Here is an 18,520-nt window from a genome sequence, read left to right as displayed (position 1 = left end):
GTCAGTCCACGTAGCTGACGCTGACGATCTCGTACTCGCGCTGGCCGGCCGGGGCGTCGATCACGATCGAATCGCCTTCCAGCTTGCCGATCATCGCCCGCGCCACCGGCGAGGAAATCGCGATCAGGCCCAGCTTGATGTCCGCTTCCAGGTCACCGACGATCTGGTACTTCTTCTCTTCGTCGGTTTCCACGTCGGCCAGCGTCACGCTGGCGCCGAACACCACCTTGGAGCCGGCATTGAGCTTGCTCACGTCGATGATCTCGGCGTGCGACAGCTCGCCCTCCAGCTGCTTGATGCGGCCTTCGATGAAGCCCTGTTCCTCGCGCGCGGCGTGGTACTCGGCATTCTCCTTCAGGTCACCGTGCTCACGCGCTTCGGCAATGGCGGCGATGACCTTCGGGCGCTTGACCGACTTCAGGTGATCCAGTTCGTCGCGCAGCTTCTGCGCGCCCTTCATGGTGATGGGGGCTCTCATGCATTCAACTCCTTGTGCAGCTCCTGCAGCGACCAGACGGGGCCGGTGCCGCGGAATTCCAGTGAATCCACCAGCGCCTTGGCGCCGGCAATGGTGGTCGAGTAGGTGACGCGATGCTGCAGCGCCTCGCGGCGGATCGAGAACGAGTCGTTGATCGCCGAACGACCTTCGGTCGTGTTGACGATGTAGACGATCTCGCCGTTCTTGATCGAGTCGACGATGTGCGGACGGCCTTCGACCACCTTGTTGATGATCTCGCAGTCCATGCCGTGCTGCTGCAGCCACGCGGCGGTGCCACGGGTGGCGACCAGGCTGTAGCCACGCGCCAGCAGCGCCTTGGCCACCGGCAGCACGCGCTTCTTGTCCGGGTCGCGGACCGAGACGAAGGCCTTGCCGACCGGCGGTGCCTTGATGCCACCGGCTTCCTGCGCACGCGCAAAGGCGGCGTTGAAGGTGCGGCCGACGCCCATCACCTCGCCGGTGGAGCGCATCTCCGGCCCGAGGATCGGATCGACGCCCTGGAACTTGGCGAACGGGAAGATCGCTTCCTTCACCGAGTAGTAGTCCGGCACGATTTCCTTGGTCGCGCCCTGCTCGGCCAGGCTCTTGCCAGCCATGCAACGGGCGGCGATCTTCGCCAGCGCCATGCCGGTGGCCTTGGACACGAACGGCACGGTGCGCGAGGCACGCGGGTTCACTTCCAGCAGGTAGATGGTGTCGGCACCCTCGTCACTGGTCTGGATCGCGAACTGGGTGTTCATCAGGCCGACCACGTTCAGGGCCTTGGCCAGCTCCACCACCTGGCGGCGCAGTTCGGCCTGGGTTTCAGCCGACAGCGAGTACGGCGGCAGCGAGCACGAGGAATCGCCCGAGTGCACGCCGGCTTCTTCGATGTGCTCCATTACGCCGCCGATCAGGACGTTGCCCTGGGCATCGGCAATGATGTCGACGTCGCACTCCACGGCGTTGTCGAGGAAGCGGTCCAGCAGCACCGGCGAATCGTTGGACACCTTCACAGCGTCGCGCACGTAACGGGCCAGGTCGGCTTCGCCGTAGACGATTTCCATGGCACGGCCGCCCAGCACGTAGCTCGGGCGCACCACCAGCGGGTAGCCGATCTCGCGGGCCAGCAGCAGGGCTTCCTGATCATTGCGGGCGATGCGGTTCGGCGGCTGCTTCAGGCCCAGCTTGTCCACCAGCTGCTGGAAGCGCTCGCGGTCTTCGGCCAGGTCGATCGAGTCCGGGCTGGTGCCGATCACCGGCACGCCGTTGGCTTCCAGCGCGCGCGCCAGCTTCAGCGGGGTCTGGCCGCCGTACTGCACGATCACGCCCTTCGGCTGTTCCAGTTCGACGATTTCCAGCACGTCTTCCAGGGTCAGCGGTTCGAAGTACAGGCGGTCGGAGGTGTCGTAGTCGGTCGACACGGTTTCCGGGTTGCAGTTGACCATGATGGTTTCATAGCCATCCTCGCGCAGCGCGAGTGCCGCGTGCACGCAGCAATAGTCGAACTCGATGCCCTGGCCGATGCGGTTCGGGCCACCACCCAGGATCATGATCTTGTCGCGGTTGCTCGGCGCAGCCTCGCACTCGTCCTCGTAGGTCGAGTACAGGTAGGCGGTACCGGTGGAGAACTCACCGGCACAGGAGTCCACGCGCTTGTAGACCGGGCGTACCTTGTGCGCACGACGCAGCGCGCGGATGGCGGCTTCGTTGGTGCCGGTCAGCTGCGCCAGGCGCGCGTCGGAGAAGCCAGCGCGCTTCAGCTTGCGCAGGCGTGCAGCGTCCAGCGCATCGATGCCACCGGCAGTGACTTCAGCTTCGGCCGCGATGATTTCCTCGATCTGGTCCAGGAACCAGTGATCGATGAACGACAGTGCGTAGATCTCTTCCACGCTCATGCCGGCGCGGAACGCATCGGCGACGAAGAACAGGCGCTCCGGACCCGGTGCCTTCAGCTCGCGGCGCAGGGTCTGCAGGTCGTCTTCGTTGCCCAGGTCCAGGCCGGTCGGGTCGAAGCCGACCTTGCCGGTTTCCAGGCCACGCAGGGCCTTCTGCACCGACTCCTGGAAGGTGCGGCCCATCGCCATCACCTCGCCCACCGACTTCATCTGGGTGGTCAGGCGGGCATCGGCGGCCGGGAACTTCTCGAAGGCGAAGCGCGGGATCTTGGTGACGACGTAGTCGATGGACGGCTCGAACGAGGCCGGGGTCAGGCCGCCGGTGATTTCGTTCTTCAGTTCGTCCAGGGTGTAGCCCACGGCCAGCTTGGCGGCGACCTTGGCGATCGGGAAGCCGGTGGCCTTGGAAGCCAGCGCCGAGGAACGCGACACGCGCGGGTTCATCTCGATGACGACCACGCGGCCGGTCTTCGGGTTGATGCCGAACTGCACGTTCGAGCCACCGGTATCGACGCCGATCTTGCGCAGCACGGCGATGGAGGCATCGCGCAGGCGCTGGTATTCCTTGTCGGTCAGGGTCTGGGCCGGGGCCACGGTGATCGAGTCACCGGTGTGCACGCCCATCGGGTCCAGGTTTTCGATCGAGCAGACGATGATGCAGTTGTCCGCGGTATCGCGGACCACTTCCATCTCGAATTCCTTCCAGCCCAGCACCGACTCTTCCACCAGCACTTCGGTGGTCGGCGACAGTTCCAGGCCGCGGCTGACGATCTCGACCAGCTCTTCGCGGTTGTAGGCAATGCCGCCACCGCTGCCGCCCAGGGTGAAGCTGGGGCGGATGATGGTCGGATAGCCGACGCGGGTCTGGATTTCCAGCGCTTCGTCCAGGGTGTGGGCGACGGCGGCAGTCGGGCACTCCAGGCCGATCTCACCCATGGCCACGCGGAACAGCTCGCGGTCTTCGGCCATGCGGATCGCTTCGCGCTTGGCGCCGATCAGTTCGACGTTGTACTTCTCCAGCACGCCGTGGTCGGCCAGGTCCAGCGCGCAGTTCAGCGCGGTCTGGCCACCCATGGTCGGGAGCAGCGCATCGGGCTTTTCCTTGGCGATGATCTTCTCGACCGTCTGCCAGTTGATCGGCTCGATGTAGACGGCGTCGGCCATCTCCGGGTCGGTCATGATCGTGGCCGGGTTGCTGTTGACCAGCACCACGCGGTAACCCTCGTCACGCAGGGCCTTGCAGGCCTGGGCACCGGAGTAGTCGAACTCGCAGGCCTGGCCGATGACGATCGGGCCAGCACCGATGATGAGAATGGTCTTGAGGTCAGTGCGCTTGGGCATTTTCTTCTCTAAGTCAGTACAGCGTGACAAGGGGGGTGATCGCACGCTGTCGATCAGGAATCTTGATCCGCAGCACCGCGCCGGGGGCAGCAGCGATGCGGGGTTTACGGTCCATCGCGACGCCACCGGCAGGCCGGCGGCGTACTGATCACGCCTTGGCCTGCTCCATCAGCACCACGAAGCGGTCGAACAGCGGGCCGACGTCGTGCGGGCCCGGCGACGCTTCCGGATGGCCCTGGAACGAGAACGCCGGCACGTCGGTGCGGGCCACGCCCTGGTTGGTGCCGTCGAACAGCGAACGGTGGGTCACGCGCAGGGTCGGCGGCAGGGTTGCTTCATCGATCGCGAAACCGTGGTTCTGCGAGGTGATCATCACCCGGCCGCTGTCCAGGTCCTGCACCGGATGGTTGGCACCGTGGTGGCCGTGGCCCATCTTCATGGTCTGCGCGCCCGAGGCCAGGCCGAGCAGCTGGTGGCCCAGGCAGATGCCGAAGGTCGGGATCTTCACATCGATGAAGGTCTTGATCGCTTCGATGGCGTAGTCGCACGGTTCCGGGTCACCCGGGCCGTTGGACAGGAACACGCCGTCCGGCTTCAGTGCCAGCACCTCGGCGGCCGGGGTCTGCGCCGGCACCACGGTCACTTCGCAGCCGCGCTCGGCCAGCATGCGCAGGATGTTGGTCTTCACGCCGAAGTCGTAGGCCACGACCTTGTACTTGGCCGGCACGCTGACGAAGGCGTTGGCATCCAGGTCCAGCTGGCCCTCGGTCCAGGTGTAGGTCTTCTCGGTAGTGACGACCTTGGCCAGATCCATGCCCTTCAGCCCCGGGAACTTGCGGGCGGCTTCCAGTGCCTTTTCCACGTCGATGTCGCCGGCCATCAGCGCACCGTTCTGCGCACCCTTCTCGCGCAGGATGCGGGTCAGCTTGCGGGTGTCGATGCCGGCGATGGCGACCACGCCACGCTGGATCAGCCAGTCCTGCAGCGACACCTGGCTGCGCCAGTTGCTGGGGCGGCGCGGAACGTCGCGCACGATCAGGCCGGCCGACCACACCTTGGACGCTTCGTCGTCCTGGTCGGTCATGCCGGTGTTGCCGATATGCGGATAGGTCAGCGTGACCATCTGCCGGGCGTAGGACGGGTCGGTCAACACTTCCTGATAGCCGGTCATGGCGGTGTTGAACACCACTTCACCGACGGACAGGCCGGGCGCGCCTACGGATTCGCCCTCGAATACGGTGCCGTCTTCGAGGACGAGGATTGCGGCTTGGGTCACGGGAATCTCACTTTGGCTACCGAGGGGGCTGCCGAAGTCACGCCTGCGCTTCACGGAAATCCGGTTGCAAAAAAGCGCGGACGTACGGTCTGGGACCGGTCCGGCTTTCGTGATTCGGCGAGTGCGAATTGTAGCGCTGCCGGGACGCTCACGCCAGCGGTTATCGCGCATTGTGAACAGGCAATTGCGCATTCATTTCAATCCGGCGGCGTATGCGGGCCGGAGGCGGGGTCGGATCCATTCCCGAATGGGAAAGGCTCTGACCCCAGGCGCCCTCGGATGGGGTCAGAGCCCTCTCCGCTGGAAAGGGATCCAGCCCCAGGAATCAGCCCGCCTTACTGCAGCAGGTCCCGCACCCGGTAGCTGCCCGGGGCCCGGCCCTGCAGCTGGCGGGCGGCAAACAGGGCGCCGCGGGCGAAGATGTCGCGATTGGTGGCCCGGTGTACCAGCTCGATGCGCTCGCCCAGCCCGGTGAACTGCACCAGATGCTCGCCTACGATGTCGCCGGCGCGCAGGCTGGCGTAGTGCGGCTCCGCCCCGCCCCGCTGCGCGGCCGCGCCCAGGGTCAATGCAGTGCCCGATGGCGCGTCCTTCTTCTGGGTGTGGTGCGATTCGACGATGTCGCAGTCCCAGCCGGCCAGCGCCTGCGCCGCGCGCTCCACCAGTTCGTCCAGTACCGCCACGCCCAGGCTGAAGTTCGAGGCCCATACCAGCGGGATCTTCGCCGCTGCCGCATCCAACGCCTGGCGCTGCGTGCTGGAAATGCCGGTGGTACCCGACACCAGCCCTGCCCCGCGATCCACGCACAGCGCCAGCAGCGGGTCGAAGCCCTCCGGCAGGCTGAAGTCAATGGCCACGTCGAACACCGGCGCACCGGGCAGTTCGCTGGCCGCGAAGAACGGCACACCGTCGACTACGCGCTGGGCCGGCGCGCGACCGGTCACGGCGGCCACGATCTGCAGGGTTTCGGAATGTTCGGCGGCCAGCCGCAGCAGGGCTTGGCCCATGCGCCCGGAGGCACCGTGAATGAGCAATCGCAGGGGAGTCTGGTTCATGCCTGCAGGCTAGCGGCAGCACGCCCGCTCCGGCAAGCGCCATCGCTGCGATGCTGCATGCCCCTGCGGTGACGGGTTTGCCACTGGACGCGGCAACGCTCCCCTTCAAGTCTGTGGCCCTTCCCTCAGCCCGGGCAAAACCCCATGAAATCCTCGACCGTCTTCAGCAAATGCGCCAGGAAGACCGGTTATGCCGGGACGTCGACCACGCGCTACCGCTTGCTGGATGCCGCCCTGCTTGTCGTTAATCACCAGCGCGCCAGCGAAAGCCGGGGCTTCTATGTGAATGCTGGACTCTACTTTCCAGAGCTGCTCGCGTATCCCCTCGCGCCTGACGATCTTGAAACGGCTTTCCGGTACCGCTCCAGCATTCCCACGCCCCATGTCGACTGGCGGATCGAAGAAACGCCGGGCCTGCGCCGGACCTTCATCCAGCAGGATCTTGATGACCTGCTGGAGGCCGGCAACCGCGACGCGCTGAAGGCCCTGCTGCTCGATGCCCTGGCCGACGTGGCGGGTTTCGCAGCAGCCCATGGAAACCGGGAATCGGTGCGGCGATTGAATCAGGGCGGGAACTTCCGCGCGATCATCCGCAGAGAGGTCTGAACCCCGGCGCGTGCGAACCAAGCTTCGCATCGACAGGTCGAAAGTTCGCACCCTCCGGACAGCCGCCGTCGAGCATGGCTGGACGCTACTTCTTGGTCGGCCCGCAGCTGTCGCACCCCCCACAGGCACCGCCACCACCGCTGGCCGGCGGCGCGATCTTCCGCCCCAGCGCCTGCAGCCAGGCCGCGCGACCCGGCTTCAGCAGGGCCAGCGCCAAGGCCCCGCGCAGCGTGCGCACGGTACCCGGGAACTGCTTCTTCAGTACCACCCAGGCACTGACCAGCACGGCCACCGCGATGATCAGGTACTGGATCAGCAGCCCGGTCTCCATCAGCCGCCTCCCAGCGCCTTGGTCACCTGATAGGTGATCAGCGCGGCCACGTAAGCCGCGGCAAACAGGTAGAACGCGGCAAAGCCCATCTGCTTCCACGAGTTGGTCTCGCGTTTGATGGTCGCCAGCGTCGAGATGCACATCGGGGCGTAGATGTACCAGACCAGCAGCGACAGGGCCGTGGCCAGCGACCAGCCATCGCTGATCAGCGGGGTCAGCGCCTGGCTGGCGGCATCGTCATCGGCGGCCGACAGCGCATACACGGTGGCCAGCGACGACACCGCCACCTCACGCGCGGCCAGGCCCGGGATCAGCGCGATGCAGATCTGCCAGTTGAAGCCCAGCGGTGCGAAGAACACCGCCATCGCATGGCCGATCCGGCCGGCGTAGCTGTAGTCGATGGCCGGCATCGTGGCATCGGCCGGGGCCGCCGGGAACGACAGCAGCACCCACAGCAGGATGGTCAGCGCCAGGATGATGCCGCCGACACGCTTGAGGAAGATCATGCCGCGCTCATACAGGCCGACCGCCAGGTCACGCACATGTGGCAGGCGGTACGACGGCAGCTCCAGCATCAGCGGATGCTCGCTCTTGTCGCGGCGCCACTTCTTCATGATCCAGGACATCGCCAGCGCACTGAGGATGCCGGCGGCGTACAGGCCGAACAGCACCAGGCCCTGCTGGTTGAACACCCCCCACACCGTCTTCTGCGGAATGAACGCACCGATCAGCAGGGCGTACACCGGCAGGCGCGCCGAGCAGGTCATCAGCGGTGCGACCAGGATGGTGGCCAGGCGGTCACGCGGGTCCTGGATGCTGCGCGTGGACATGATGCCCGGCACCGCGCAGGCGAAGCTGGACAGCAGCGGGATGAACGAGCGGCCGGACAGGCCGGCGGCGGCCATCATGCGGTCGAGCAGGAACGCCGCACGTGGCAGGTAGCCGGATTCCTCCAGCACCAGGATGAAGAAGAACAGGATCAGGATCTGCGGCAGGAACACCACCACGCCACCGACGCCGGCGATGATGCCGTCGGTCAGCAGGCTGGCCAGCGGACCCTCCGGCAACACGCTGCCAACGAGAGCACCGAGCCAGGCGAAGCCAGCCTCGATGCCATCCATCAACGGCGTCGCCCAGGCGTACACCGCCTGGAAGATCAGGAACATCACCACTGCAAGGCTGATCAGCCCGAACACCGGGTGCAGCAGCCAGCGGTCCAGCGCGTCGTCGATCTTCGCGGTCCGCGCCGGCATCCGCACGGCGACCGACAGGATCTCGCGCACCTTGGCGTGGTAGTCGATGCCACCTTCCGGGCCCGGCACCGGTGCATCCAGGTGCGGCACCATCGCATCGAGGCGTTCGACCAGGGCCTTGGCACCCTGCTTGCGCACCGCTACGGTCTCCACCACCGGTACGCCCAGCTCGCGCTCCAGCGCGGCCACGTCCACCTGGATGCCACGGCGCTGGGCCGCATCGACCATGTTCAGGGCGACCACCATCGGCTTGCCCAGCTCACGCAGCTCCAGCGCGAAGCGCAGGTGCAGGCGCAGGTTGGTGGCGTCGATCACGCACAGCAGCACGTCCGGCGCAGCTTCGCCCGGGTAGAAGCCCCGGCACAGGTCACGGGTGATCGCCTCATCCAGGCTGGCCGGATGCAGGCTGTAGGCACCCGGCAGGTCGAGCACGGCGAATTCGCGGCCGGACGGCGCGCGCAGGCGACCTTCCTTGCGCTCTACGGTGACGCCGGTGTAGTTGGCGACCTTCTGCCGGCTGCCGGTCAGCTGGTTGAACAGCGCGGTCTTGCCGCTGTTGGGGTTCCCGACCAGCGCGATGCGCAGCGGTGAGGCGGAGACAGTGGCGGTCATGCACGTCGTTCCTGGCTGGCAGCGTCGACCACGACGCGCTTGGCTTCACTGATCCGCAGCGCGAACCGGGTGAACCCGACCTGCACCAGCAGCGGCTCGCCCCCCACCGGGCCCTTGGCCACCAAGCGTACTTCCTCGCCATTCACGAAACCCAGCTCGCGCAGGCGACGGGCAATGGCATCGTTGGCATGCAGGTCCTGCACGGACTCGACCACGGCCGAGGTGTGCAGCGGCAGTTCGGACAGCGTCATCTAGCGTGTTCTCTGCTGGATGTAAATGGTTCTCGATTCTAACATTCCCGCGTCGCGTCATGGCCCATGACCAATGGCCCGCTATGATCCATACAGGTATGGAGTGACCCTGGAATCCCATGAACGATGCTTTGCAGATCGAGCGCCGTGGCGCTGTCCTCACCCTCTGGCTGAACCGGCCGGAGCTGCACAACGCCTTTGACGCCAGCCTGATCGCCCGGCTGACTGCCGCACTGGAAGCCGCCGGCGGCGATGATTCGGTCCGGGCCGTGGTGGTCGCCGGTCACGGCACTTCCTTCTCGGCCGGTGCCGACATGCAGTGGATGCGCGGCATGGCCGCCGCCAGCGAGGCCGACAACCGCGAGGACTCGCTGGCCCTGGCGCGGCTGATGCGCACCCTGGACGAGCTGCCCAAGCCGACCCTGGCCCGGGTCCATGGCGCCGCCTTCGGTGGCGGCGTCGGCCTGGTCGCCTGCTGCGACATTGCCATCGCCAGCACCGCGGCCCGCTTCGGCCTGACCGAAAGCCGCCTCGGCCTGCTGCCGGCGGTGATCTCGCCCTACGTGATCGAGGCCATCGGCCCGCGCCAGGCGCGGCGCTGGTTCGCCACCGGCGAGCACTTCGATGCCGACACCGCGCTGCGCATCGGCCTGGTCCACCAGCTGGTCGAGCCCGAACGCCTGGACGAAGCCCTGGAACGCCAGCTGGCCCTGCTCGACAAGGCCGGCCCGATCGCCTCGTCCACCGCCAAGCAGCTGGTGCGGCAGGTCCGCGACAGCCGTGACCGCGACGCGCTGGATCGGGATAATGCCGCCCTGATCGCGCGCCTGCGGGTGTCCGCCGAGGGCCAGGAGGGCCTGGGCGCCTTCCTCGACAAGCGCGCCCCCCACTGGGTCACGGAAGCCTGAACATGCTCGATCATCTTGGTTTGACCAGCGCCGACCTGGCGCGCAGCAGGACCTTCTTCCTGCAGGCACTGGCGCCGCTGCAGATCGGCGTCGTGATGGAAGTGAGCGCCGAAGAAACCGGTGACCACGACCACATCGGCTTCGGCAGCGACGGCAAGCCGTTCTTCTGGCTCGGCAATGGCGGCACCACCAGTCACGGCGTGCACGTGGCCTTCGCCTGCGCCAGCCGTGCGCAGGTGGATGCCTTCCATGCCGCCGCGCTCGCCGCCGGCGGCCGCGACAACGGCGCCCCGGGCCTGCGCCCGTGGTACCACCCGGATTACTACGCCGCCTTCGTGCTCGACCCGGACGGCAACAACATCGAAGCGGTCTGCCACCGTCCGTCCGATGGGGCAGCCGCATGAGCGATTACGTCCGCATCGTCGAGGTCGGCCCGCGTGATGGGCTGCAGAACGAAAAGCAGTCGGTGTCCACCGCCGACAAGATCGAACTGATCAACCGCCTGTCGGCCACCGGCCTGCGCAGCATCGAGGCGACCAGTTTCGTCAGCCCGAAGTGGATCCCGCAGCTGGCCGACGCCGCCGCGGTCTACGCCGGCATCCAGCGCCGGCCCGGCATCCACTACCCGGTGCTGGTGCCGAACGAACAGGGCTACGACCGCGCCCGCGCGGTGGGCGTGGAGGAAGTGGCGGTGTTCACCGCTGCGTCCGAGGCGTTCAACCGTACCAATACCAATGCCGGCATCGACGAATCGCTGGCCCGGTTCGAGCCGATCCTGCGCCGCGCCGCCGCCGATGGCGTGCGCGTGCGCGGCTATGTCTCCACCGTACTCGGCTGCCCCTACCAGGGCGAGGTGCCACTGGCCGACGTGGTGCGGGTGGCGCGCGCCCTGCACCAGATGGGTTGTTACGAAATCTCACTGGGCGACACCATCGGCGTCGGCACCCCGCGCAAGGCACGGGCGATGCTGCAGGCGGTTGCCGCCGAGATTCCGATGACGGCACTGGCCGTGCACTTCCACGACACCTACGGCCAGGCCATCGCCAACATCGCCACCTGCCTGGACGAAGGCGTGCGCGTGGTCGACAGCGCGGTCTCCGGCGCCGGTGGCTGCCCGTATGCCAAGGGCGCCAGCGGCAACGTCGCCAGCGAGGATGTGGTCTACCTGCTGCAGGGCCTGGGCCTGGACAGCGGCGTGGACCTGCCGGCACTGGCCGAGACCGGCCGCTGGCTGGCCGGCCTGCTCGGTCGCGCCACCGCCAGCCGCACCGGCCAGGCGCTAGCCGCCGCAGGTTGACCGCCGCACTGCGCCGCACTGCTGCGGCGGCGCAGTGCACAACAGCGACGGTCGCAGCTTCCGTTAGAATCGGCGGTTCTCGAACCTGCAGGACCGTTCAATGCAGCTGTCTTCCGTACGTGCCGTGATCACTGGCGGCGTCTCCGGCCTCGGCCTGGCCGTGGCCCAGCACCTCGTCGCCCAGGGCGGCAAGGTGGCCCTGTTCGATCTCAACGACGACAAGGGTGCGACCGCCGTTGCCGGGCTGGGTGCCGACAAGGCCCGCTATTTCAACGTCAACGTCAGCGATGAAGCGGCCGTCTCGGCAGCCATCGACCAGGCCCACGATTTCCTCGGCGGCCTGAACGTGGCGATGAACTGCGCCGGCATCCTCGGCGCCGGCCGCGTGCTGGGCAAAGAAGGCCCGATGCCGCTGGCCGGCTTCCAGGGCACGGTGATGGTCAATCTGGTCGGCAGCTTCAACGTGGCCAAGGCCGCGGCCAACCGCATGCAGCACAACGAGGCCGGCATCGATGGCGAGCGCGGGGTGATCATCAACACCGCCAGCATCGCCGCCTATGAGGGCCAGATCGGCCAGGCCGCGTATGCCGCCAGCAAGGGCGGCGTGGTGTCGATGACGCTGCCGATGGCACGCGAACTGTCGCGCTTCGGCATCCGCGTCAATACCATCGCCCCGGGCGTGTTCTGGACGCCGATGGTCGATGGCATGCCCGAAGCCGTGCAGCAGTCGCTGGCCGCCTCGATCCCGTTCCCGCCGCGCCTGGGCAAGCCGGAAGACTTCGCCAGCCTGGTCGGCTTCATCCTTGGCAACACCTACCTCAACGGCGAGACCATCCGCCTGGACGGCGCTACCCGCCTCGCTCCGAAGTGATTCCCCCGGGCGCCGGGACGGCGCCCTCCCCCAACGACCTAGATCACCATGAAAGCCAACGACATCAAGAAGGGCAACGTCGTCGAGTACAACAACGGCGTGTACCAGATCCGCGACATCGAGCGCAGCTCGCCTCAGGGTCGCGGCGGCAACGTCCGCTTCCGCTTCATCATGTACAGCGTGCCGGGCGGCAACAAGCTCGACGCCAGCTTCGATGCCGACGACAACCTGGTCGAGGTCGAACTGCTGCGCCGCCAGTCCACCTATTCGTACAAGGACGGCGATGCCTTCGTGTTCCTGGATGACGAGGACTACACCCCGTACACCCTGGATGCGGACGTGATCGGCGATGACGCCGGTTACATCACCGACGGCCTGACCGGCATCTACGTGCAGGTGATCGACGAGCAGCCGGTGGCGATCCAGCTGCCGGCCTCCGTGGTGCTGGAAGTGATCGAGACGCCGCCGGAACTGAAGGGTGGCACCGCCACCAAGCGCCCGAAGCCGGCCAAGCTCAACACCGGCATCGAGATCATGGTGCCGGAGTACATCGTCAACGGCGAGCGCGTGCTGGTGAACACCGCCACCGGCGAATTCGCCGGCCGTGCCGACTAAGCACCCTGCGCCGATCGCCTGCCGATCGCTGCCTGCGGCAAGTTCGCCGCAGGCAGCAAGCAGCGCATCGCTGACAGTAGTTGTGTAGAGCCGAGCCCGTGCTCGGCTGCGGTGGGTTGGACAGGTACTGCAGCCGAGCGTGGGCTCGGCTCTACAGGTAACTTACGGCTGCTTCGCGCCGAAATTGCCGCAGCCGTGGTACTGGCGGGTACCGACGGTCAGCATCACCTTCGCCTCGAACGCCTCCCCGCTCATATCGTCCTGGCAGGTAGTGCGCTGGAAACTCAGCTTGACGTCGGTACCATCGGACGCCTTGCCGCTCCAGCCGTCGGCTCCTTTGGTTGGCTTGGCCACGTCAAAGCGGCGCTCGCCATAGTCAACTTCCACCTGCAGGCCCGGCATATCGCCATCGACGACTGCAAGCCATCCGGGTTCATTGCCGGTGGCACGGAACGCGGCATTGCCGGCGCTGCCATCGCCTTCGCCAGCTTCCACCGCATGGCACTCGCGATCCGGCTCGCCCTTCAGGCTCAGCAGGCCATCATCGCTGCCCTTGGTCCAGAAGCTGTTGCCAAGGCCATCGCTGTACTTGGCGCCGGATGCCGCGCGCTCGGAGGTCATGGCGAAGCTACGCTCGCCGATCACCACCGTGGCAGCATCCTCGCCATTGAAGGTCGCGCGCACGCTCAGATCACCACACTGGTAGGCGGTCTCGCTGCCACCTTCCGTGTTGGCGCTCGGCTTCGGCGTGGCAGGCGAGGGGTCATTGCTGCCCGCCGCGGGTGCCTGGGCCGGCTGGCACGCGGCCAGGACCAACCCCAGGGAGGCTGCCAACAGACTGGGAACTACACGCATGGCTCGACTCCTTGTCGACACTACAGGAATGCTCGACCCTACCACCTCGCGGTGAGCGGGGCCTGAAAACAGCCTGACCGCACTCATGCGGCCAGCACCGCCATCGACAGCAGCTGCGCGCCACTGCCGCCGGAACTGCAGGTCCAGACCCGCAACAGGCGCAGCTTCAGTTCACGCTCCCGGCCCTGCCGCCACACCGACATCCGCACGTCGCTGGACAGCAACGCCAGACGGCCACACAGCAGCGTTTCCACCGCGTGCAGCTGCAGGCTTCGTACCTGCAGGTCACCGGCCAACCAATCACGCAGCCACGGCAGATCGAGCATGCGGCCACCGTGGCCGTCCATCAGGAACAGGGCCGGCGATACCAGCGCGTTCAACGCATCGTGATTGTTATCCAGCAGCGCTGCGCACAGGCGCTGCTCCAGCGCCATCAACTGCTGCTCATGCAGATCTTCAACGATGTTCCGTTCCATCCACGGTTCCTCCCGGCATCGGCCGGCGCCTGCGCAGGCGCTGCGCGATCCACTGCCGCGCGCCCTGCACCACTACATAGAAGACCGGCACGAAGAACACCGCCAGCACGGTCGCACTGACCATGCCGCCGAACACGCCGGTTCCAATTGCCTGCTGGGTTTCCTTCGACGCGCCCTGCGCCAGCATCAGTGGCACCACGCCCAGCGCGAACGCCAGCGAGGTCATCACGATCGGACGCAGGCGCAGCCGCGCCGCCTCCAGCGCTGCTTCAACCAGGCCGCGCCCCTGCTGCTGCAGCTGCCGCGCGAATTCGACGATGAGGATCGCGTTCTTCGCCGACAGCCCGATCACGGTGATCATGCCGACCTTGAAGAACACGTCGTTGGGCATGCCGCGCAACAACACCGCGGCGACCGCGCCAAGCAGGCCCAGGGGCACCACCAGCAGCACCGCCAACGGAATCGACCAGCTCTCGTACAGCGCGGCAAGCACCAGGAACACCACCAGCATCGACAACAGCAGCAGCCACGGCGCCTGCGCCCCCGACTCACGCTCCTGCAGCGACTGGCTGGTCCATTGCAGGGCGAAGCCGGACGGCAGCTTTTCGGCCAACCGCTCCATCTCCGCCATGGCCTGGCCGGTCGACACGCCAGAGGCCGGGGCGCCGGACAGGTTCAGCGCCGGGAAACCAAGATAGCGTTGCAGCTGCAACGGCGCCTCGGTCCAGTGCGGGGTGACCAGCTCGGACAACGCCACCATGCCGCCCTCGCTGTTGCGCACGTACAGCTTCAGCACGTCTTCCAGCTCCATCCGGTGCGGCGCATCGGCCTGCAGGATCACCTGCTGCAGCCGTCCCTTGTTGGGGAAGTCGTTGACGTACTGCGAGCCCATGGCCGCCGACAGCGTGCTGCTGATGTGCTCGAAGCCCACGCCCATCGCCTCGGCCTTGGCGCGGTCGATCTCCAGCCGCACGCTGGTGCCGGCTGGCAGGCCATCGGCATGCACCTCCGACAGCAGCGGGCTGGCTTCGGCCAGCTTCAGCAGCTGCTGCAGGGCTGCGCGCAGTTCGGCCTGGCCCTGCCCGGTACGCGCCTGCAGGGCCAGCGAGAAGCCGGAGGTACGACCCAGGCTGTCGATGGCCGGCGGCATCACGCTCATCACCTCACCCTCGGCAACCGTGGCCATCGCCTGCTGTGCGGCCTCCACCTCACCGGCCGCGGTTGCGCCTGCGCGCTCACCCCAGTCCTTCAGCATGGTGTAGGTCAGCGCCGCACTCGGGCCGGAACCGGAAAAGCTGTAGCCGAGGATCGACTGGTTGGAGCCGATGCCCGGACGCGAGGCCACGTGCCGTTCGTAGGCTTCGACAACGGCCAGCGTACGCTCGGCCGTCGCCTCGGCCGGCAGCTGGATCGAGGTCATGAAATAGCCCTGGTCTTCTTCCGGCAGGAATGCACCCGGCAGCCAGTGCAGGCCCAGCAGCAACGCCGCCACCAGCGCGGCGAACACGCCCATCACCCGCCCGCTCCGCTGCAGCACCGACGCCACACCACGCTGGTAACGCCCGGTCATCCGCTCGAAGCCCCGGTTGAAGGCGCCGAACAGCCCGCCGCGACCGTGATGGCCGTGGGTGGCCTGGCGCAGCAGGGTCGCGCACAGCGCCGGCGTCAGGCTCAGGGCCAGCAGCGCAGAGAACAGGATCGACACCGCCATCGCCACGGTGAACTGGCGGTAGATCGCGCCCACCGAACCGCTGGCCAGCGCCATCGGGATGAACACCGCAGTCAGCACCAGGGTAATGCCGATCACTGCGCCGGTCAGTTCACGCATCGCCTTGATGGTGGCCTCGCGCGGCGGCAGGCCCTCCTCGGCCATGATCCGTTCCACGCCCTCGACCACCACGATCGCGTCGTCGACGATGATGCCGATGGCCAGCACCATGCCGAACATGGTCAGTACGTTGATCGAGAAGCCCAGCGCCAGCATCACCGCGAACGTACCCAGCAGCGCGATCGGTGCGACCAACGCCGGGATCAGCGTGTAACGCCAGTTCTGCAGGAACAGGTACATCACCGCGAACACCAGCAGCATCGCCTCCAGCAGGGTCTGCACCACCTTCTGGATCGAGATCTTCACGAACGGCGCGGTGTCGAACGGAATGCTCGCTTCCACCCCGCGCGGCAGCAGGGGCGCCAGCTCAGCCATGCGCTCACGCACCGCCGCAGCGGTACGCACCGCGTTCGCGCCCGGGCGCAGCTGCACGCCGGCGGCGGTGGCTGGATGGCCGTCCTCGCGGGTGCCCCAGGCATAGCTCTGCGCGCCAAGCTCGACGCGGGCGACATCACCCAGCACCACCCGTGAACCGTCGGCGCCGGCACGCAGTACGATCGCCGCGAACTGTTCGGGCGTGGACAACTGGCCGTCGGCACTGAGCGGCACGGTGATGCGCTGGCCTGGAACACCCGGCGAGTCACCAATGCGTCCTGGCGAAATCTCCAGATTCTGCTGCTCGATCGCGGTTGCCACATCGCCCATGGTCAGGCCGTAGCCGGTCAACCGGGTCGGGTCCAGCCACACGCGCATCGCCTGCTCGGCACCGAACAACTGCACGCGGCCGACGCCATCGATACGGCGCAGCTCTTCGATGATGTTGCGCGCCATGAAATCGCCCAGCGCGGCCTCGCTGACGCTGGCATCGGGCGAACGCAGGCCGACCAGCATCAGGAAGCCGGAATCAGCGGCCTCCACGAACAGGCCGTTCTGGCGCACGCTGCGCGGCAGCCGTGGTTCGATCGCCTTGATCCGGTTCTGCACGTCCACCTGCGCCAGCTCCGGATTGGTGCCGGGCTTGAAGGTGGCAGTGATCGACGCTTCGCCGGACGTGTCCACCGACGACTCGAAGTACAGCAGGTGCTTGACGCTGGAAAGCTCGCGCTCGATCAGGCCAACCACGGCATCATTCAGCGTCTGCGGGCTGGCACCCGGGTAGCTGGCATAGATGCTGACGCTGGGCGGGGCGACTGCTGGATAGCGCTCCACCGCCAGCCGCGGGATCGCCAGCACGCCGGCCAGGATGATGAAGATCGCCAGCACCCAGGCGAACACCGGGCGATCGATGAAGAAACGTGCCATGTTGGATTTTCCTGGAGGGACCGGCCCGGAACAGGCTCAGCCCTTGCTGCCGGCCTGTACTGCACCGGCGCTGGCAACCGGCATCTGCCAGTCGCGCGCATCGACCACCACGCCTTCCTGCAGGCGCTCCTGGCCCTCGACCACCACTTTCTCGCCGGCCTTCAGGCCCGTGCGCACCAGCCACTGGCGATCGACACTGCCGTCCACTTCCAGCGTGCGGATCACCGCCTTGCCGTCGCCGCCGATCACCCAGGCATAGGCCTGGCCACCGGCGCTGCGCAGCACCGCCTGCTGTGGCACGGTCAATGCACTGGCGGGCGCGCCACGTGGCACCCTCGCGCGCACGTACATGCCGGGCAGCAGCTGCCGCTGCGGGTTGTCAACCAGGATGCGCAGGATGACATCACCGGTTCGCGCATCGACATTGATGCCGGAGAACAGCAGCTGGCCGCGCTCGGGCAGTGGCTTGCCGCTGGCACCGATGATCGTCACCGGCAGCTCGCCGCCACCGGCGGCACTGCGCTGCAGCGACTCCAGCTGCGCCGCCGGTTGGCGCACATCGACGTAGACCTGGTCGATCTGCTGCACCACTGCCATCGGCTCGGCATCGGCCGCGCCGACCAGCGCACCTTCGGTCACCAGCGCCTGGTCGATACGGCCGGCAATGGGTGCACTGACCGTCGCGTAACGCAGATCGAGCTGGCGACGGGACAGGATCGCGCGCGCTTCGTTCACTGCGGCACGGGCCTGCTCGTATTCGGCGCTGGCATCGTCGCGATGCTGTTGGCTGACCGCCTGTGCGGCGGCCAGCGCATGCAGGCGCTGCGATTGCACGCGGCTGCGGCCCAGCGCGGCCTCGCTGCGCTGCAGGGCAGCCAGTGCCGAATCGACGTCGGCCCGGAACGCGGCCGGGTCGATCTGGAACAGGGCCTGGCCGGCGCTCACTTCGGCCCCCTGGTCGAACAGCCGGCGCTGCACGATGCCGCCCACCTGCGCACGGATCTGCGCGGTGCGCACGGCGGCCACGCGGCCGGGCAGTTCGTCGTCACGCTGCACCACCTGTGGGCCGACGGTGATCACGCTGACACGCGGTGCGGCTTCGGGAGTGGCTTCGGGGGTGGAGCAGGCCGTCATGGCCAGGGCGAGGGCCGCGATCAACGCGACCGGAGTCCTGAAGGTTCTCATTGCTGTGCACAATGCCGCGCAGGCGGCGGATAGGTTCTGAAGCGCGCAGTGTGCGTGGCAATGATGGGGTTTCGATGGAGGA

General features: G+C 67.2%; 17 protein-coding genes. 6 read left to right on the top strand and 11 right to left on the bottom strand.

The annotated features are described in order from the left end of the window. Position 1 precedes the first annotated feature (1 nt). From greA to ACSYHF_RS09260, 4 genes are all read right to left on the bottom strand, one after another. Positions 2-466, bottom strand: coding sequence for a transcription elongation factor GreA (gene greA, locus ACSYHF_RS09275; RefSeq protein WP_026347191.1), 465 nt, complete (start codon positions 464-466; stop codon positions 2-4). Between the two features lie 8 nt (positions 467-474). Further along, positions 475-3,717: a carbamoyl-phosphate synthase large subunit gene (carB, locus tag ACSYHF_RS09270; RefSeq protein WP_447576347.1), complete on the bottom strand. Its 3,243-nt coding sequence runs from the start codon at positions 3,715-3,717 to the stop codon at positions 475-477. Positions 3,718-3,865: 148 nt separating this feature from the next. Continuing rightward, positions 3,866-4,993, bottom strand: coding sequence for a glutamine-hydrolyzing carbamoyl-phosphate synthase small subunit (gene carA / locus ACSYHF_RS09265; RefSeq protein ID WP_005416375.1), 1,128 nt, complete (start codon positions 4,991-4,993; stop codon positions 3,866-3,868). 335 nt (positions 4,994-5,328) lie between these two features. After that, on the bottom strand, positions 5,329-6,000 hold the full coding sequence (locus tag ACSYHF_RS09260; RefSeq protein ID WP_053501072.1) for a 4-hydroxy-tetrahydrodipicolinate reductase: 672 nt from the start codon (positions 5,998-6,000) through the stop codon (positions 5,329-5,331). A gap of 192 nt (positions 6,001-6,192) precedes the next feature. On the opposite strand from ACSYHF_RS09260, the gene ACSYHF_RS09255 reads away from it, so the two are divergent. Next, positions 6,193-6,654, top strand: a complete 462-nt coding sequence (locus tag ACSYHF_RS09255; RefSeq protein ID WP_065177640.1) for a DUF4304 domain-containing protein — start codon at positions 6,193-6,195, stop codon at positions 6,652-6,654. A gap of 85 nt (positions 6,655-6,739) precedes the next feature. Here ACSYHF_RS09255 and ACSYHF_RS09250 read toward each other — a convergent pair whose 3' ends face one another. Genes ACSYHF_RS09250 through ACSYHF_RS09240 form a run of 3 tightly spaced genes read right to left on the bottom strand, consistent with a single transcriptional unit; the run spans position 6,740 to position 9,101 of the window. Further along, positions 6,740-6,985 carry a DUF6587 family protein gene (locus ACSYHF_RS09250; RefSeq protein WP_111129393.1) on the bottom strand — a complete coding sequence of 82 codons (246 nt, stop codon included), beginning with the start codon at positions 6,983-6,985 and terminating at the stop codon, positions 6,740-6,742. Further along, positions 6,985-8,850: a ferrous iron transporter B gene (feoB, locus tag ACSYHF_RS09245; protein WP_138953578.1), complete on the bottom strand. Its 1,866-nt coding sequence runs from the start codon at positions 8,848-8,850 to the stop codon at positions 6,985-6,987. The genes ACSYHF_RS09250 and feoB overlap by 1 nt, the downstream gene beginning before the upstream one ends. Continuing rightward, positions 8,847-9,101 carry a FeoA family protein gene (locus tag ACSYHF_RS09240; protein WP_005416370.1) on the bottom strand — a complete coding sequence of 85 codons (255 nt, stop codon included), beginning with the start codon at positions 9,099-9,101 and terminating at the stop codon, positions 8,847-8,849. The genes feoB and ACSYHF_RS09240 overlap by 4 nt, the downstream gene beginning before the upstream one ends. A gap of 119 nt (positions 9,102-9,220) precedes the next feature. Here ACSYHF_RS09240 and ACSYHF_RS09235 point away from each other — a divergent pair, with 119 nt between their 5' ends. The 5 genes from ACSYHF_RS09235 (at position 9,221) to yeiP (ending at position 12,792) form a co-directional block, all read left to right on the top strand. Then, on the top strand, positions 9,221-10,009 hold the full coding sequence (locus ACSYHF_RS09235; RefSeq protein WP_447576342.1) for an enoyl-CoA hydratase/isomerase family protein: 789 nt from the start codon (positions 9,221-9,223) through the stop codon (positions 10,007-10,009). A 2-nt stretch (positions 10,010-10,011) separates the two neighbouring features. Beyond that, positions 10,012-10,413: a VOC family protein gene (locus tag ACSYHF_RS09230; RefSeq protein ID WP_005416368.1), complete on the top strand. Its 402-nt coding sequence runs from the start codon at positions 10,012-10,014 to the stop codon at positions 10,411-10,413. Then, on the top strand, positions 10,410-11,306 hold the full coding sequence (locus ACSYHF_RS09225) for a hydroxymethylglutaryl-CoA lyase (protein WP_447576340.1): 897 nt from the start codon (positions 10,410-10,412) through the stop codon (positions 11,304-11,306). Before ACSYHF_RS09230 ends, ACSYHF_RS09225 begins: the two co-directional genes overlap by 4 nt. 100 nt (positions 11,307-11,406) lie before the next feature. Then, positions 11,407-12,177, top strand: a complete 771-nt coding sequence (locus ACSYHF_RS09220) for an SDR family oxidoreductase (protein ID WP_447576338.1) — start codon at positions 11,407-11,409, stop codon at positions 12,175-12,177. A 48-nt stretch (positions 12,178-12,225) separates the two neighbouring features. After that, positions 12,226-12,792: an elongation factor P-like protein YeiP gene (yeiP, locus tag ACSYHF_RS09215; RefSeq protein WP_005409468.1), complete on the top strand. Its 567-nt coding sequence runs from the start codon at positions 12,226-12,228 to the stop codon at positions 12,790-12,792. 162 nt (positions 12,793-12,954) lie between these two features. On the opposite strand, the gene ACSYHF_RS09210 is transcribed toward yeiP, so the two are convergent. The 4 genes from ACSYHF_RS09210 to ACSYHF_RS09195 all read right to left on the bottom strand — a co-directional run bounded on the left by ACSYHF_RS09210 (position 12,955) and on the right by ACSYHF_RS09195 (position 18,438). Further along, positions 12,955-13,647 (bottom strand): COG3650 family protein, encoded by a 693-nt coding sequence (locus tag ACSYHF_RS09210; RefSeq protein ID WP_005416365.1) that lies wholly within the window; start codon positions 13,645-13,647, stop codon positions 12,955-12,957. A gap of 83 nt (positions 13,648-13,730) precedes the next feature. After that, on the bottom strand, positions 13,731-14,123 hold the full coding sequence (locus tag ACSYHF_RS09205; protein ID WP_005416364.1) for a nuclear transport factor 2 family protein: 393 nt from the start codon (positions 14,121-14,123) through the stop codon (positions 13,731-13,733). Beyond that, positions 14,104-17,253 (bottom strand): multidrug efflux RND transporter permease subunit, encoded by a 3,150-nt coding sequence (locus ACSYHF_RS09200; protein ID WP_447576336.1) that lies wholly within the window; start codon positions 17,251-17,253, stop codon positions 14,104-14,106. Before ACSYHF_RS09200 ends, ACSYHF_RS09205 begins: the two co-directional genes overlap by 20 nt. Before the next feature lie 36 nt (positions 17,254-17,289). Then, positions 17,290-18,438 carry an efflux RND transporter periplasmic adaptor subunit gene (locus ACSYHF_RS09195; RefSeq protein ID WP_447576334.1) on the bottom strand — a complete coding sequence of 383 codons (1,149 nt, stop codon included), beginning with the start codon at positions 18,436-18,438 and terminating at the stop codon, positions 17,290-17,292. Positions 18,439-18,520 lie beyond the last annotated feature (82 nt).

It is taken from the genome of Stenotrophomonas maltophilia group sp. P373, assembly GCF_053295075.1.
Note: the sequence above shows the minus strand (reverse complement) of the source record. Positions and strands in the feature narration are given on the sequence as shown.